Raw genomic sequence first — 16,484 nt, 5'->3', positions numbered from 1 at the left:
GTTTTTTGTTATATCAAAGTTGCAAACACAACATGAAGATTTGATGAAGAATAGATGCTGGTCTTTTTTATGCAGGAAAGCTAATGTATACCTGAGTACCCTGGCCTTTTTTTGATTTGATGTCAATCTGCAGGTCATGAAAAGCGGCAATGCTTCTTACAATGGCCAGGCCCAGACCATGACTGTCTTCTTTTTCCGATTGAAGTTTTTCAAAACGGATGAAAGCATCCTGTACCAATTCGGCATCCATGCCTATCCCGGTATCAGCTATAACCAGCATATAGGCCCCGGCGGTTTCTTCACTGTAAATATTTACGTTACCTGATGGTATATTGTATTTTATGGCATTATTGATCAGGTTCATCAGCAGGGTATGGAACAGCGATTTATTACCCCTAAGACTATGGTCTTCAGGCAGGTCAATATTAATTTTAAGCTTCATCATCAATAACCGGTGTTCCAGTTCTTCGTATACTTCCTCCACTGTGTGTTTTACAGAAATGAGGTCGGGTTTACTGTACTGGTTATTTTCTACTTTTGAAATGAGCAGCAAACTGTTGATGATTGCTTTCAGGCGGTTTAATGTTTTTAAACTGGCAAAAAGTTTATTCTCTCCCTCCTGTGTCAGCTGTTCATCGTTAAGCAGGTTTTCCAGGCGCGTATTAAGTACTGATATGGGGGTAAGCAACTCATGAGAAACATTGGCAATAAACTCTTTTTCGGTCAGAAAGAGTGTCGCAATCTTATTCATCAGTACACTGATGCTGCGGTCAAGGATCCTGAAGTCTTCTGTAGTGGTTTTTACCGGCTGATAGTTAAAATTTATAGGGTCATTCACCTTGTTTAATTTCTGATCGATGATCTGATAAAAGGGGGCCAGTAAAAATTGGGTAAAGGCAAGATCGGTAATCAGGGTAAGAATGACGGCCGCGACCAGGATGCCAAAAGTAAACATGGATATGGTCCGCTCCAGTTGGGCCAGGGTAGACATCGTTTCGCCAAGTTCAAGCCGGTAGTTTTTTCCCCCGTAAGTAAAGTCAGACATCAGGATCTGAAATTCATCCTGGTTCCCTTCAATGCTGCGCAATTCTCTGCTGAACTTTTGCTTTATGGGCTTTTCACTTTTTTTAATCTCTTTTAGAATGATGTACTCTTCACGCAACAGGTTATAATCTGTATAGATTTTCTGTGTGAGCAGGTCGTTGATCTCTATACTGGAAAGATTGGTTACCAGTCTGGCCTTTTTTTGCAACAGCCGCTGCTGAATGTGATTTACAGAAATCCGGTTGATGGATACCAGGATCAGGATGCCGAGCATGGTAATGATGGCTACCTTGGTTAAAGTATTATATAAAGCAAGTTTGAACTGGAGCTTCATCGGGCCGTTTTTCTCATGGTGCACTAAAAATTAATCCTGTAACCAATGCTCCTTACGGTTTCAAACCAGTTTATCGTAGCATATGCAGTTAGTTTTTTACGCAGGTTTTTTACATGAACATCCACAAAATTAGAATCCGAATTCACTTCAAGTATATCTCCCCAAACATGTTCGGTTAAGTTCACTCTGGATATTACCCTGTTTTTGTTCAGCACCAGGTAGTTGAAGATCTCAAATTCTTTATTGGTAAGGTTAACCCGTTTCCCTTCAAAACTTACCTGATGGTTTTTAATGTCGAGTATGAAATCATGCACATTTACTTCATTCCGCTCCAGTTTATGTTTGCGCCGGATGATGGCATGCATCCTTGCCAGTAACTCTGTTAAGGAAAAGGGCTTTGCCAGGTAGTCATCTGCCCCAGCTTCCAGTCCTTTAATGCGGTCGTCAACCTCGCCGCGTGCAGTAAGTATAATTACTGCATCTTCACGTCCCGGCATCTTTTTTAACTGGTGCAGCAGCTCAAATCCATCTCCTCCGGGCAAACCCAGGTCCAACAGTATAAAATCGTAGGAGTTGACAAAGATCTTCTCTTCTGCTGAAGCTTTTTTCCAGGCATGTTCAATGGTATAACCTTCTTTACCTAAAAAATCGGCCATTTCCAGGCCCAGGTTTTTTTCATCTTCAACAATCAGGATGTTCATTGGCATTACAATATAATGGTATGAAGCTAATAAAAATAGCTGATAAAAAAAGAAGCGCTTTAAGCGCTTCTTTTTTTATTCCTTCCATCCACCTCCCAGCGCCCGGTATAAATTTACTACCGATTGTAGCTTTTGCAGCCGGTCGTTAATGCCGCTCAATTGTGCTGCCAGTAAACTTTGCTCAGAGGTGAGCACATCAGTATAATTTGTAGCAGAACTGTAGCGCAGGAGTTCCTTGGTATAATCTACGGCTTTGGTCAGTGATGCCACCTGCATTGCCCTTGTTGTTTCTTTCTCTGCTGCCGTTTGATAGGCATATAAAGCATTCGACACTTCCTGGCCACTGGTCAGCAGCGTTTGCTGAAAGCTGTAAAATGCGATCTGCTTTTGGGCTTCAGCTGTTTTTAACCTGGCCTTATTCTGTCCTTTATTAAATATCGGCTGGGTAATGCCGCCGATTAAATTGTAGAAAACCGAATTGTCGAAAAAGTTTTTGAGGCTCAGACTGGATAAGCCACCATTGGCTGTCAAAGTTAAGGCGGGATAAAAATAGCTCCGGGCTACATTTTTATTCTCGAAAGCTGCCCTGAAGGCAAACTCAGCGGCCTGCACATCAGGTCTGTTCTGTAACAGCTGGGCCGATACGCCTGTTTGCAGGTTGCTGTAAACAGTTTGCTGATCAATTGTGCCCCGTTCAATTTTTCCAGGGCCTTTTCCTAAAAGGATACTCAAAGCGTTTTCTGTTTCCCTGATGTTTCTTTTCAGATCGGGCAGGGTTACCTGTGCGGCATATAAATTGGCCTCACTTTGCACCACGGCAGCACCATTTACCACGGCACCTTCCTTTAAAGATTTCATGGTCTCTACATCTGTCTGCCTGATCCTGATGGTCTGCTCTGTAATGGCCAGCTGCTTATCTAAGGCCAGCAAATTGTAATAGCCATTGGCAATATTGGCAATCAGTTGCGTTTGCACAGCCCTTTTTGCAGCATCACTTTGCAATAAAGAGGCATAAGCCGATCTTTTAGCACTGCTCAGTTTGCCCCATATATCGGCTTCCCAGCTGGTGCTCAGCTGTGCTTTGTAGGTTTGGGTTTCCGTATTGATGTTGATGCCGGGAGGGAAGTTTAAAGCTGCCCTGGACTGTTTGGCATCTGTTACCGATAAATCAGCGGTCAGGCTCGGCAATAAAGCACCCTTGCTTTGCAATAAAGTAGCTTCGGCAATTTTAATCCTTTCAATGGCCTGTTTTAAATCCAGGTTTTCGTTGATACCCTGCTGTATCAGTGCCTGTAAAGCCGCATCAGCAAACAGGTTTTTCCAGGGAAGGCTGGCTATGGTCGTACTGTCGCCAGTAGTATTGTCGCGGTATAAATCGTTACTGTTTACTGCCGGGCGTTCATATTTTCTGCTTACGCAGGCCGTTAAGGTCAGTATAGAAAAACCGATAATGAAATAATATTTATGATATCTGGTGTTCATGTTCTTTAAATTAATGTTCACGGGTGTCAACTTCAGGAAATTCTATAACCTCTTGCCTCGGACCGTAGCCTTCATCGAAAGGCGATTTGCTGCTCACTTTTTCCTGTATGCTCTGGAAAACGATAAATAATGCAGGAATCACAAATACACCAAATAAAGTTCCGATAAGCATGCCACCTACTGCACCTGTACCGATAGATTTATTACCTGCAGCACCTACACCGGTCGACAGCATTAAAGGTAGCAGACCAAGGATAAAAGCAAATGAGGTCATCAAAATGGGACGTAAACGTGCGGTGGCACCGCTAATGGCCGCGCCTACAATGCTCATTCCTTTTCTTCTCCGGTCTACTGCAAATTCAACAATCAAAATGGCATTTTTGGCCAGCAAGCCCACCAGCATGATCAGTGTAATCTGGGTATAGATGTTATTGTCAACTTTAAAGATCTTATCGAAGATGAATACACCTGCCAAACCGATAGGAAGGGATATCAGTACTGCCAAGGGTAAAATATAGCTCTCATATTGAGCACATAGCAGGAAATAAACAAAGATCACGCAAAGCAGGAAGATAAAGATCGTCTGACTGCCGCTCGACATTTCTTCACGCGATAAACCTGAAAATTCATAACCATAACCTGTAGGAAGGTGTATCGCTGCTTCTTCCTGCACTGCCTTCAGGGCATCGCCAGAGCTATAGCCCGCATTCGGGTTTCCGGTTACGGCAATAGAAGTGAAGAGGTTAAAGCGTGAGATGGCCTGAGGACCGTATACCTTTTTTAAGGTAATGAAATTGCTGATCGGCGCCATTTGTCCACCCGAGTTTCTCACGTAAATATTGTTCAGTGTCTGCTCATTTGCACGGTACTGGGCATCTGCCTGGTACATTACCCGGTATTGTTTTCCAAATTTGTTAAAGTTTGAAGCATATACCCCACCATAATAACCTTGCAGTACGGCCAGCACATCGCTTACCGATAAGCCAGCCTGTTTTACCGTAGCCACATTTACATCAATCTGGTACTGGGGGAAATTGGGGTTAAATGAGGTAGATGCATATTGGATCTCGGGCCTTTTGGCCAAAGCTGCCAGGAAGCCGTTGGCAATATTACTGAATTTATTGATATCGCCACCGGTTTTATCCTGTAGCTGGAACTCAAAACCACCACCGGTACCAAAACCCTGGATGGTTGGGGGGGCAAAGAAAATGATCCTGGCTCCTTTTATACTGGCTGTTTTGGCAAAAAGTTCTGCAATAATCGCTTTTACATCCCGCTGGCGTTCATCCCAGGGTTTCAGTTTTCCGATCACCATTCCATAGGAACTTCCCGTACCACTGATCATACTTCGGCCCACTACGGTCAGTGAAAATTTAATCTCAGGAATGGTATGGGCTATGCTGTCAATCTTTTTAATCACCAGGGCTGTTTGCTCCTGTGACGTGGCCGGAGGTAAAGAAATATCCGACATCACTGTGCCCAGATCTTCGTTGGGTACAAAGCCTTTTGGAGTGGTACTCATTGTCCAGATCAGCACTATAGTAAACAATACAATACCCAGGCCTGCAATCCATTTTCTGCGCGCTAAAAAGCTCACTGACCTTTTGTACCTGTTGGTCATGGCATCAAAAGAAGCATTAAAAGCGGTGTAAAAACGCTGCATAAAGTTTTTAGGCTTGTTGTGGTCTTCTGCATGTGGCTTTAAAAATAAAGCACAAAGTGCAGGGCTTAGCGTTAGGGCATTGATGGCTGAAAGAATAATTGCAATGGCAAGGGTTAAACCAAACTGTTTGTAAAATACGCCTGATGAACCTTGTATAAAACTTACAGGGATGAACACTGCCGCCATAACCAGGGTAATGGAAATGATGGCACCTGTAATGTCCTCCATCGCATCAATAGTTGCCTTTTTTGCCGAGGTATAGCCATGGTCGAGCTTGGCATGGACTGCTTCTACCACCACAATAGCATCATCTACCACAATACCGATGGCCAGCACCAGTGCAAAAAGCGTAAGCAGGTTAATGGTAAAGCCAAATAAGCTCAGGAAAAAGAAGGTACCTATAATGGCTACCGGTACACTGATGGCCGGAATTAAGGTAGAACGGAAATCCTGAAGAAAAATAAATACAACAAGGAAAACCAGGATAAATGCTTCAATCAGGGTATGGATCACTTTTTCGATAGAAGCGTCCAGAAAGTCGTTTACGTTGATCAGCGCCGTATAATGAACGCCTTTAGGGAAATTGACAGACGATTCATCCAGTACCTTAATGGCCCCTTCAATTACCTCTTTGGCATTGGAACCCGCAGTCTGGTTAATGGCGATACCTAAAGCCGGTTTACCATTAAACTTTACCGAACTGGAATAACTTTGTGCACCCAATTCGATACGGGCGATATCTTTTAGCCTTAAAACCTGTCCGTTTTGGGCAGTTCTTACAATGATATTGCTAAACTCGGTCTCATTTTTTAAACGGCCGGAATATTTTAAAGTATACTGGAACGACTGGTCGCCCTGCTCTCCAAACTGGCCCGGAGCAGCTTCAATGTTCTGCTCGGCAAGTACCACACTAATGTCGTTAGGTACCAGTCCATAAGTTGCCATTACTTCCGGCTTCAGCCAGATGCGCATGCTGTAATCCATCAATCCGAATGCTGTAGCATCACCAACCCCGTTGATCCGTTTGATCTGGGGGATCAGATTGATATTGGCATAGTTCTGCAAAAACTTCTGATCATAAGAGGCGCTATCGCTATAAATAGCAAATATCAGTACGTTACTGGCTTGTTTCTTTGCGGTAATTACACCGGCACGCGTAACCTCTGCGGGTAGCAAACTGGTAGCCCTTGCCACCCTGTTCTGTACGTTTACCGCTGCCAGATCAGGGTTAGTGCCCAGCTTAAAGTTTACAGTAATGGTTGCTGTCCCGTCGTTACCGGCGCTAGAAGTCATATAGGTCATGTCCTCCACACCGTTGATCTGCTCTTCCAGCGGTACCACCACACTACTCATTACCACATCGGCATTGGCGCCCTGGTAAGAAGCCGAAACCTGCACTGTGGGCGGTGCAATTTCAGGATATTGTGATACGGGCAGGGTAATTAAACCCAATATCCCCAGTATAACAATGATAATGGATATGACCGTTGATAAAACCGGTCTTTCTATAAATTTCTTAAACATATCGGATAATTTTCGATTGTGGATTTAGGGTTTACGATTTGTTTATTTGTTTTGGAGATCAGCAAAGACAGAATCTGCACTTTTTTCTTCAGGTTTGATCTGTGTACCATCTTTCAGGGACTGGAAGCCTTCAAGTACCACTTTATCGCCGGTCTTAAGGCCTTTGGTAACCACATAAAAATTACCTTTCGTAAGCTCCATAACCTCCACTTCCGTATTTTTTACATTTCCCTTTTCATCCAGCACATACACAAATTTTTTGCCCTGCAGGTCGGTCGTAACCTTTTGGGGAATAAGGATGATGTTCTCCAGGTGCTGCGGAATCCGCACGGATGCACTTGCACCACTCCTTAAAAGCGTTGCCGGGTTCGAAAAAGTAGCCCTTAAACTGGCCGAACCCGTGCTGGTATTGATCAGGCCGTTTATAGATTCTATCTTACCGTTTTCAGCATAAATTGTGCCGTCTGCCAACACCAATGATACCGCAGGGATGTTTTTTAATTTGGTTGCAAGGTTAGTGCCTTTATAATGACGCGAAAACTCCAGCAGTTGTTTTTCATTCATAGAGAAATAAGCATATACCCTGGAAATGTTGGATACTGTAGTTAAAGGGCTTGCGCTGCTGCTACTTACCAGGCTTCCGGTTTTAAAAGGAATGCTGCCTATTACACCGTCAACAGGACTGGTGATGCGGGTATAGCCTAAATTTACTTTGGCATTTACCAGTTCTGCTCTGGCTTGTGCCAGGGCTGCCTTGCGGCTTTGCAGGGTTAACTGGGCGGCATCAAGATCGTATTTGCTGATGATGTCCTTATCTACCAAGGGCTTGGTCTTGTTAACCTGCAACTGGGCACTGTTTACATCGGCCTCGGCACTGCTGATGGCAGCGGTGGCTGTTCTTACCAATTGTTCGTATTGTGGTGCATTGATACTGAACAGCAGCTGGCCTTTTTTAACGGTAGCTCCTTCGTCAACATATATCTTTTCAATAAAACCATCCACCTTCGGTCTGATGTCTACATTCTGAATCCCTTCAAGTGTAGCCGGATAATCTGTTTCCAGGTCGGTAGATTGTGTTGTTATGGTAAAAACCGGGTACGACTGTACCTGGTCAGCAGCTGCACCGGGTTTTTTCTGATCGCTGTTGCCACATGAACTGATGATCAGTAATACAGGGATTAATAAATAAAAAGATTGGATTGTAGTTTTCATATTTTAGCGTGGTATTGTGTATGTATTTAGGGAAATATAAATTCAAATATCAGTTGTTTTCTTTCTTCCATTAAGATGTTGTATTCATCATCCTGCATGTCATAAAGTATTTTATAGAGCGGTGCGGTAATCAGCGGGTAGGCCATTAGCGAGAAAAGATTCATACAAAAATGCCTTGGATTCATTTTTTTGATGTTACCCTTATCCATCTCCTGCTGAATTTCTTCCAGAAACGCGTTTACCTTTTTAACACGTGCCCGCTTGGCATCGATCACATCGTTCCTGTTCATTTGGGTAATGATAAAGATTTCCCGGTAGGGGAAGTGCATGGCTTCTTTGAGAAATACATCGATCAGGTTTGCGATCTTTTCTTTGAAAGGCCGTTCAGATTCCATCACCCCGTCAAGAATTTTTACTACTTTTTCCTGTGCTTCATTGAATACCTGGTCGAACAGCGCATCCCTTGATCTGAAATAATAATTAACAAGTGTACGATTTACACCAGCTGCATCTGCAATTTCCTGTGTGGTTGCATGTATTTTGCCTTCTGCAAAAAACAAACGTTTGGCCGTATCCTTAATTAATTGTTCTGTACCGGTATCTTTTGCGGTCATTTACCTGAGTTTGACAAAATTGTTAAACAAAAGTATTGATCGGATATTTTAGTTAAAACATCGAATTGTAATGTTTACATTAAGCTGCTTATTGTAACCAAATATTTGCAGAAAAGAAGAAGGTATAATTGTGGGATTTAATACTAAAATTATTAAGGGAGATGCTGGTGTACCATGTTCAGGGCAAAATCAAGTTGTTCGGTTTCTGTAAGCTCGGTGTTGTCCAGTACAATCGCGTCTTCAGCCCTGGTAAGCGGACTTTCTTCTCTTGTGGTATCGGCATAATCCCTGTGGGCCAGGTTCTCAAATACTTCTTCCAGTGTGGTTAAGGTATCGCCCTTGCTCTGCAGTTCCTTATAACGGCGTTCGGCCCTTATTTTTGGATCAGCGGTCATAAAAAATTTAACCTGGGCATCTTCAAATACTGTAGTACCTATGTCACGCCCGTCCATCACTATGTTTTTCGATTTTCCCATACGTTGTTGCTGCCTTACCATTTCCTTCCGTACCTGCTTATTGGCCGAAACTTCACTCACGTGTTCAGAAACAGGCATTTGCCTGATCTCCTCAGATACTTCTTCACCGTTAAGCGTAATGTGCGACTGATAGTCCCTGGAATGAAAGTTCAGTTCTATATGTTGCAGGGCATCGGTAACCGCCTCAGGATTTTTTACGTCTACCTTGTTGCGGATAAAATAAAGGGTTACTGCGCGGTACATGGCACCGCTGTCAATATAGATAAAACCCAGTTTCTTAGCTAAAGCTTTTGCCAGGGTGCTTTTTCCACAGGATGAATAGCCATCAATGGCTATAACGAGGTTTTTTCTCATACAGGGCAAAGTTAGCGTTTTGCCCAATTGTTTTAGCTGAATTTTAATTAAATGTATTCAATTTGCATGGTAATGCCGGGATTTCTTTCTTTGGATAAAGAAAGAACATCACTGACCACTTTTTCACGCAATTTATTTACTAGGGCAAGACCTATCCAAATGTTCTGGTGCTGGAACTGTAGTGGATTGGAGGGGCTGCATACACACCAGTCTGTTATCAGGACAAGGGCTACAGGGTAACGGAAATAGAATAAATTGCTATTTTTGCGGCATGATACCCGTTAAAGAAGATATACTCAAGGCTGTTACATTCAAAACTTCACGTAGTGGAGGAAAGGGTGGGCAAAACGTGAATAAAGTTTCCAGTAAGGTTGAGCTGATATTTAACATTGCCGAAGCCCCCTTTTTTAATGAGGATGAAAAGACCTTGTTAAGCCAAAGACTGGCCGGGCGTCTGGATCAGGAGGGTAACCTGCATGTGGTGTCACAGGAAGACCGTAGTCAGCTGCTCAATAAGGAAAAAACAATTGCCAAGCTGATTGTTCTTTTAAAATGGGCACTGCATGTTCAAAAAAAGCGAAAGCCTACTAAAATACCCAGGGCTGTAATCAGGAAAAGGCTGGCAGACAAACAAGTTGTTGCTGAAAAAAAAGCCTCCCGAAAACGTCCCGCTATGGAGTAGGGTTTATAACCTTGTGTGCTTAATTAAACCTGTAAAACATACTGATAGACCCATACTGATGGGCCTTTGCCGTACTTTTTACTTCTTTGGTTTTGAAGATCATCCCAAAATCAAAGGTAAAGCGCTGTGAACTGTAGTTAAAGCCAATTTGCTGGGCAAATACTATGGGTTTTACGCCGAAGGTAACCGGATCGTTGTTGCTGAACATACTGCCTTGTATAGTGGCATCGTAAGCCACAAAATTAAGCTGTGGTTTGGCGTAAAAAAAGACTTCTCTTTTTACCAGCCCTTTGGTTTTTGGGTTATGGCCAATTACAGCATTGGTATAGGCCGAATTGAACAGCTGGTTCAATCCGCCAGCCCTGAATAAAATGCCCCCACCTGCCCCGCTAAATGTTGTTCCTGCATTTGCGTAACCCTCAACAGAGAAATCTGTTGCATTGTTTGAGGCCCGGTGCAGCAATTTGGTGTACTGGGCCGAGAGGTTAAGGGCTATTGCATTTTTGATCTGGTACTGCCAGCCGTCAAGCGCATAAAAACCCACTACATCGTGTAACAGTTCCTGTCCGTCTTCGGCCAGTGAATTCGGACCGGTAGTACCCACTTCAGCGCTTATTTTTAAAATATTTTCATTTTTGCGAAACCAGCTCAACGCTCCGCCCGCATATAAATAACCGGCAAAAGGCCTGTCCTGTCTGGCTGGATCGGGGGCATAACCAGACATGGGGTTGTACATTTTCTGACCTGCCGAGATCTCGTAAATCTTTTTCTCCAGTTTATCGTTCAGCTTTTCCTGGTTAAGGGCATGGCGAAAATAAATAAACAGACCGTTGGTATAATAACGGTCTGATCCCTGTGCCAGGTAAGAATCGTTGTCACTGCGAAAGCCAAACTCATTTTTATAAGTTTGGGCACAGGCAGCTGTGCCCAACAGGATCAATATAACAAGTGCCGGAAATTGGTATTTCATTTGGGCTTTACAGTTAAATTTTGCGGGTTCCTTACTTTTTCTTTAGTTAAGGCCAGGTTTATCACTTCCTTCATTTCTGTAACATAATGGAAATTCAGGTCTTTGATATAGCTTTCTTTAATTTCCAGAATGTCCTTACGGTTCGACTTACATAAAATAATGTCTTTGATATTGGCACGTTTTGCCGCAAGGATCTTTTCTTTGATACCACCAACAGGTAAAACTTTTCCCCTAAGGGTAATTTCGCCTGTCATTGCCAGGTTAGATTTTACTTTACGCTGGGTAAAGGCCGATGTAAGTGCTGTTAGCATGGTTATCCCTGCCGACGGGCCATCTTTAGGTGTTGCACCTGCCGGAACATGCACATGCACATCCCATTGATCAAACAGGGCATAATCTATGTTAAACAATTCGGCATGGGCACGTAAATAGGCTAAGGCAATAATAGCTGATTCTTTCATTACCTCGCCCAGGTTACCTGTAAGGGTCAGTTTGCCCTTACCAGGGCTTAAGCTGGCTTCAATGAACAGAATGTCGCCACCTACCTGTGTCCAGGCCAAACCGGTTACCACACCCGCTACTTCATTGCCTTCGTATAAGTCTTTATCATAAAGGGGGGCACCTAAAATGCGCTCTACATCATCCAGGCTAAGTGCCGGATCATAGCTTTCCTCCATAGCAATTTTTGTGGCCACACCGCGTACCAGTGAGCCGATCTTTTTCTCGAGTCCCCTTACACCAGATTCCCTGGTATAGTCTTCAATCACCTTTTCAATTAAATTATTTTTTAAGGTAATATCTTTTGTTTTTATGCCATGTTGCTCTTTTTGCTTAGGTAAAAGATATTTTTTGGCAATCTCTATCTTTTCTTCAATGGTATAACCATTTACTTCAATGATCTCCATACGGTCTAACAGTGCCGGATGGATGGAGCTGAGTGAATTGGCCGTTGCAATAAACAGGACATTGGACAGGTCATAATCTGTTTCTACATAATGGTCGTTAAAAGCACTGTTCTGTTCCGGGTCCAATACCTCAAGCAGGGCAGAAGAAGGGTCGCCCCTGAAGTCTGAGCCCACTTTATCAATCTCATCCAATACAAATACTGGGTTAGATGCCCCGGCCTTTTTGATCGACTGTATAATACGGCCCGGCATGGCCCCTATATAGGTTTTTCTATGACCACGGATTTCAGCCTCATCCTTGATACCTCCCAAGGCCATACGCACATATTTACGGTTCAACGCTTTGGCAATTGATTTTCCCAGTGAGGTTTTACCTACTCCCGGAGGGCCAACCAGACAAATAATCGGGGCCTTCATGTCACGTTTTAGCTTCAATACTGCTAAATATTCTATAATGCGCTGCTTCACCTTTTCCAGTCCGAAGTGGTCTTTGTCGAGTACACGCTGTGCACGTTTAAGGTCGAAATTATCTTTGGTAAACTCGCCCCATGGCAGGTCAAGCAACAGTTCCAGGTAATTGATCTGAACAGAATAATCGGGGGCAGCAGGGTTCATTCTGCCCAGTTTTTCCAGTTCTTTGTTAAAATGGTCCTTAACATGAATGTCCCATTTTTTCTTTTTTGCACGGCTTTCCAGCGCTTCGTATTCCAGGTCGGAAGAGTTGCCGCCCAGTTCTTCCTGAATGGTTTTTAACTGTTGGTTCAGGAAATAATCCCTTTGCTGCTTGTCGAGGTCGGTACGTACTTTCGACTGGATCTGGTTTTTAAGTTCCAGCATCTGAAGTTCCAGGGTAAGCAGCTCCATTACCATCATGGCACGTTCGCGCAGGTTTGTCATTTCTAGCATCTTTTGTTTATCAGTTACATCTGCATTCATGTTAGAAGAGATGAAGTTGATTAAAAAAGAGGTGCTTTCTATGTTTTTTAATGCAATTCCGGCCTCGCTTGGAATATTAGGCGATAGCTGGATGATCTGGGCAGACATTTCCTTGATAGAGGCCACCAATGCTTTAAATTCTTTATCGGATTTGTGCTTGGTCTCGGCAAATTTGCTGATGGTAACTTTAATATAGGGCTCAGATTGTACCTCTTCCAGTAAGCGGAAACGTTGTTTTCCCTGAATAATTACCGTAGTGTTGCCATCTGGCATTTGCAGCATTTTGATGATATGGGCAACGGTACCTACACTGTTCAACTGCTCAAATGTAGGGTCTTCGATAGAAACGTCACGCTGGGAGACCACGCCAATGATCCTGTCACCTTTGTAGGCTTCCTTTATAAGTTTGATAGATTTGTCGCGGCCCACAGTAATGGGGATAACCACACCCGGAAAAAGCACCGTGTTCCGGAGCGGAAGTATAGGCAGAATTTCAGGGGTATCCTCATTATTCATCTCATCTTCATCCTGTTGGGACATCAATGGAAAGAATTCAGTGTCTTCGTTTATGATAGGTAATGCATTGCTAAAATCGAACGGATCTTGTTTACTCATTAAATAAGTCTTTCTAAATAAAAAACGACAATCTGACAGCATGTCGTTTAAAAATTATTAATTGTATTGTACAGGGATATTTTCAACTCCTGTGCCAAAAAAGGTTTAGGGGCTTTTCCCTGTTAAAAAGTCATGCCGGCAATAATAATTAATTAGTATATCATAATTTGAATTATTTGACGTTTTAGTTAGATATTTGCAAATGGTATGATAGTTGACAGTATCGAACCTTTTAGATATATTTATTTTTTAAATAAAAATTGATGAACTATTTCAAGCAAACAATCTTATTGTTATTTGTTTTTTCTGCAGGTACCACTTTAGCGCAAAACAGCGGATACGACAAACTGGGTATGCAGGCAATGATGAAGGGCGATTATAAGGTAGCTGTTAACCAGCTGGAGAAAGCGGATGCGAAAAGCCCAAACAATGCAGCTGTGCTGAAAATGTTGGGATATTCTTATTTTCAATGTGGGGATTTTGAAAACTCAATTAAAACCTATAGCAATCTGATTACACTGAAACCTTCGGATTACTCTGCTTATTATTACAGGGGCAAGGCCAGACAAAATGTAGCCAACGATCCTAAGGAATCTTTAAATAACTTAAGAGAGAACTTTTATCTGGCAGCAATTAAAGATTTTGGCAAAGCCATAGAGATCAATGGGGAAGAAGATCCTCAATTGCTCCAGAACAGGGCATTGGCCTACAAGGACTACGCCATCTATAAATCGTATAAGATTAAAACAAAAGCCGAAAAAGCGGCCTGTATTGCCCTTTTTAACAATTCTATTGCCGATTTTCAAAAGGTTTTATTGGTTCAGCCGCAAAGAAAGGACATACTTTCTTTAATCGATTATGTAAAAGCCCAGGTGGCCAGTTTAAAATAGCCGGCGGCTATCATTTAAATTTTCCTGTGATACTGTAATTTTTTTCAGAAAGCAGTTTGATGTGTTGCTTTTTCTTCACCTGGTACAGGCTGTCGGGGTAATAGGATAGTGTGTCTGCAGAACTGTATAAAACATTGGCATTCCTGACAAGGATTTGTATACCATACAGCTGAGTACCCTTTTTTAGGATCAATACTTCTTTTACAGGTACCTTTTCATTATTGGACGTGTAAAGCTCCCTTTCCTTACTTTTTTCTGTGCTGAACAGGCCTGCCCATGCTGCCCGGTTGATGTCAGCATCCAGAAATATGGCAAATTCTTTTTCCCAATCGGCAATTCTGATCTTTTTTTTCTCAGCAGCGCCATTTACCGATACGGTTTTTGTAAGCACAGGGTTGTTTTTTTTAAGCCTTTGCGCTTCTTTCTGAAAATATCCTTTAAGGTCAAAATAGGTTAAATTGTCCTGTTGTTTTTTTACGGATGGTGTGCAGCCGTAAAAAAACAACAAGACAAGGACTGATGATAATTTTTTCTTCATTATACCAGACTGTTACCAGTCATAATTGCCGGTTTGGGAATGTCCATAATGCTTAAAATGGTAGGCGCAATATCACCCAGTTTACCATCAGCAATACTGCTGAAATCTTTATCCACCAAAATACAGGGTACCAGGTTGGTGGTATGCGCAGTGTTTACCGAACCGTCCCCGTTGATCATAAATTCAGAATTTCCGTGATCGGCCAGGATGATGAACGAATATCCGTTTTCAAGACCTTTGTTTACCACAATTTCAGCGCAGCTATCGGCCGTTTCAACAGCTTTAACTACTGCGTTAAAAACACCGGTATGACCAACCATATCCGGATTGGCAAAGTTCAGGCATACAAAATCTGCCCAGCCGGTTTCCAGCTCTTTGCAAATGGCCTCGGTAATTCCCGCTGCGCTCATTTCAGGCTGTAAATCGTAGGTAGCTACTTTAGGAGAGGGGATCATGATCCTTTTTTCGTTTTCAAAAACCTGTTCCCGGCCTCCTGAAAAGAAAAAGGTTACATGCGGGTATTTTTCAGTTTCCGCAATGCGGATCTGGTTTTTATGGTATTTCTCTAAAACTTCTCCCAGGGTTTCAGAAAGGTCATCTTTGGTGAAAATGACTTTTACATCTTTAAAGTTTTCATCATAAGTGGTCATGGTCACATAATACAAGGGCAGTTTATGCATCCCAAATTCAGGATAATCATTCTGGGTAAGTGCTGCCGTAATTTCGCGGCCACGGTCTGTCCTGTAGTTAAAGCAGATGACCACATCGCCAGGTTGTATAGTGGCAACAGGTTGTCCGCTGGACTGTGTAACTACAACGGGTTTAATAAACTCATCCGTTATGCCAGCTGCATAAGACTGTTCAATAGCCATAGCCGGATCTGTAGCCGGTGTCCCGATGCCCTGAGTAAGCAGGTCGTAAGTCAGTTTAACCCTTTCCCATCTGCTGTCCCTGTCCATTGCATAATAACGGCCAATCAAACTGGCTATTTTAGCTGAGGTATTTTGCAGGTAATGCTCCAGGTCTTTAATAAAATTTAGCCCCGAGTTCGGATCTGTATCGCGCCCGTCCATAAAGGCATGTACAAACACTTCTTTCAGTCCCTGTTCTGTTGCTGCATCACACAAAGCCTTTAAATGGTTGATGTGGGCATGAACGCCCCCATCAGAAGTCAGGCCTATAAAATGAACCGCTTTATTGTTGTTTTTTGCATAGCTAAAGGCAGCTGTTAAAACAGGGTTATGATGCAATGTCCTGTCGCTGATCGCTTTATTGATCCGGCCAAGTTCCTGATATACTATTCTTCCTGCACCAAGGTTCATGTGGCCAACTTCAGAGTTTCCCATCTGGCCGGCCGGTAAACCTACTGCTTCACCGGAGGCTTCTAATTTCGAATTAGGCCATTTTTGTAATAAAGAATCAAAAAAAGGGGTGTTTGCCGCATAAGCTGCATCAGAATTGTCTTTTTTTCCGTATCCCCAGCCATCAAGAATAAGTAGTACTAGCTTTTTATTGTTCATTCACGTCTGCTTTAATTAAGGTGT

The 16,484-nt window shown here is 42.8% G+C and carries 13 protein-coding genes; 2 read left to right on the top strand and 11 right to left on the bottom strand.

Annotated elements, in window-relative coordinates; all coding sequences use genetic code 11:
• Nucleotides 1–67 precede the first annotated feature (67 nt).
• The 7 genes from HDC92_RS13665 to cmk all read right to left on the bottom strand — a co-directional run bounded on the left by HDC92_RS13665 (nucleotide 68) and on the right by cmk (nucleotide 9,404).
• Nucleotides 68–1,378 (bottom strand): sensor histidine kinase, encoded by a 1,311-nt coding sequence (locus tag HDC92_RS13665; protein ID WP_183875271.1) that lies wholly within the window; start codon nucleotides 1,376–1,378, stop codon nucleotides 68–70.
• Nucleotides 1,379–1,401: 23 nt separating this feature from the next.
• Entirely contained in the window at nucleotides 1,402–2,079 is a 678-nt protein-coding gene (locus HDC92_RS13660; protein ID WP_012781347.1) for a response regulator transcription factor, read from the bottom strand.
• A gap of 75 nt (nucleotides 2,080–2,154) precedes the next feature.
• Nucleotides 2,155–3,561: an efflux transporter outer membrane subunit gene (locus HDC92_RS13655; RefSeq protein WP_183875269.1), complete on the bottom strand. Its 1,407-nt coding sequence runs from the start codon at nucleotides 3,559–3,561 to the stop codon at nucleotides 2,155–2,157.
• Nucleotides 3,562–3,571: 10 nt separating this feature from the next.
• Nucleotides 3,572–6,748 (bottom strand): efflux RND transporter permease subunit, encoded by a 3,177-nt coding sequence (locus HDC92_RS13650; RefSeq protein WP_012781349.1) that lies wholly within the window; start codon nucleotides 6,746–6,748, stop codon nucleotides 3,572–3,574.
• Between the two features lie 42 nt (nucleotides 6,749–6,790).
• Entirely contained in the window at nucleotides 6,791–7,960 is a 1,170-nt protein-coding gene (locus HDC92_RS13645) for an efflux RND transporter periplasmic adaptor subunit (protein ID WP_012781350.1), read from the bottom strand.
• A 26-nt stretch (nucleotides 7,961–7,986) separates the two neighbouring features.
• A complete protein-coding gene (locus HDC92_RS13640; protein WP_012781351.1) occupies nucleotides 7,987–8,574 on the bottom strand; it encodes a TetR/AcrR family transcriptional regulator in 588 nt (195 codons plus the stop codon).
• A 152-nt stretch (nucleotides 8,575–8,726) separates the two neighbouring features.
• A complete protein-coding gene (cmk, locus tag HDC92_RS13635; protein ID WP_183875267.1) occupies nucleotides 8,727–9,404 on the bottom strand; it encodes a (d)CMP kinase in 678 nt (225 codons plus the stop codon).
• A gap of 271 nt (nucleotides 9,405–9,675) precedes the next feature.
• On the opposite strand from cmk, the gene arfB reads away from it, so the two are divergent.
• Complete coding sequence (gene arfB, locus HDC92_RS13630; RefSeq protein WP_183875265.1) at nucleotides 9,676–10,086, top strand: alternative ribosome rescue aminoacyl-tRNA hydrolase ArfB; 411 nt, start codon at nucleotides 9,676–9,678, stop codon at nucleotides 10,084–10,086.
• Between the two features lie 19 nt (nucleotides 10,087–10,105).
• On the opposite strand, the gene HDC92_RS13625 is transcribed toward arfB, so the two are convergent.
• Nucleotides 10,106–11,056 (bottom strand): lipid A deacylase LpxR family protein, encoded by a 951-nt coding sequence (locus tag HDC92_RS13625; protein WP_183875263.1) that lies wholly within the window; start codon nucleotides 11,054–11,056, stop codon nucleotides 10,106–10,108.
• The gene (lon, locus tag HDC92_RS13620; RefSeq protein ID WP_183875261.1) at nucleotides 11,053–13,512 is read right to left on the bottom strand and encodes an endopeptidase La; all 2,460 of its coding nucleotides are present in this window, start codon (nucleotides 13,510–13,512) and stop codon (nucleotides 11,053–11,055) included. The genes HDC92_RS13625 and lon overlap by 4 nt, the downstream gene beginning before the upstream one ends.
• A gap of 263 nt (nucleotides 13,513–13,775) precedes the next feature.
• Between lon and HDC92_RS13615 the strand changes: the two genes are divergently transcribed.
• Nucleotides 13,776–14,402 carry a tetratricopeptide repeat protein gene (locus tag HDC92_RS13615; protein WP_012781356.1) on the top strand — a complete coding sequence of 209 codons (627 nt, stop codon included), beginning with the start codon at nucleotides 13,776–13,778 and terminating at the stop codon, nucleotides 14,400–14,402.
• 10 nt (nucleotides 14,403–14,412) lie between these two features.
• On the opposite strand, the gene HDC92_RS13610 is transcribed toward HDC92_RS13615, so the two are convergent.
• Together HDC92_RS13610 and gpmI are read right to left on the bottom strand one after the other, a co-directional pair.
• Nucleotides 14,413–14,940 carry a hypothetical protein gene (locus tag HDC92_RS13610; protein ID WP_183875259.1) on the bottom strand — a complete coding sequence of 176 codons (528 nt, stop codon included), beginning with the start codon at nucleotides 14,938–14,940 and terminating at the stop codon, nucleotides 14,413–14,415.
• Nucleotides 14,940–16,460, bottom strand: coding sequence for a 2,3-bisphosphoglycerate-independent phosphoglycerate mutase (gene gpmI / locus HDC92_RS13605; RefSeq protein ID WP_012781358.1), 1,521 nt, complete (start codon nucleotides 16,458–16,460; stop codon nucleotides 14,940–14,942). Before gpmI ends, HDC92_RS13610 begins: the two co-directional genes overlap by 1 nt.
• Nucleotides 16,461–16,484 lie beyond the last annotated feature (24 nt).

Origin of the sequence: Pedobacter sp. AK017 (assembly GCF_014200825.1) — a bacterium.
GTDB classification, from domain to species: Bacteria; Bacteroidota; Bacteroidia; order Sphingobacteriales; family Sphingobacteriaceae; genus Pedobacter; species Pedobacter heparinus.
Note: the sequence above shows the minus strand (reverse complement) of the source record. Positions and strands in the feature narration are given on the sequence as shown.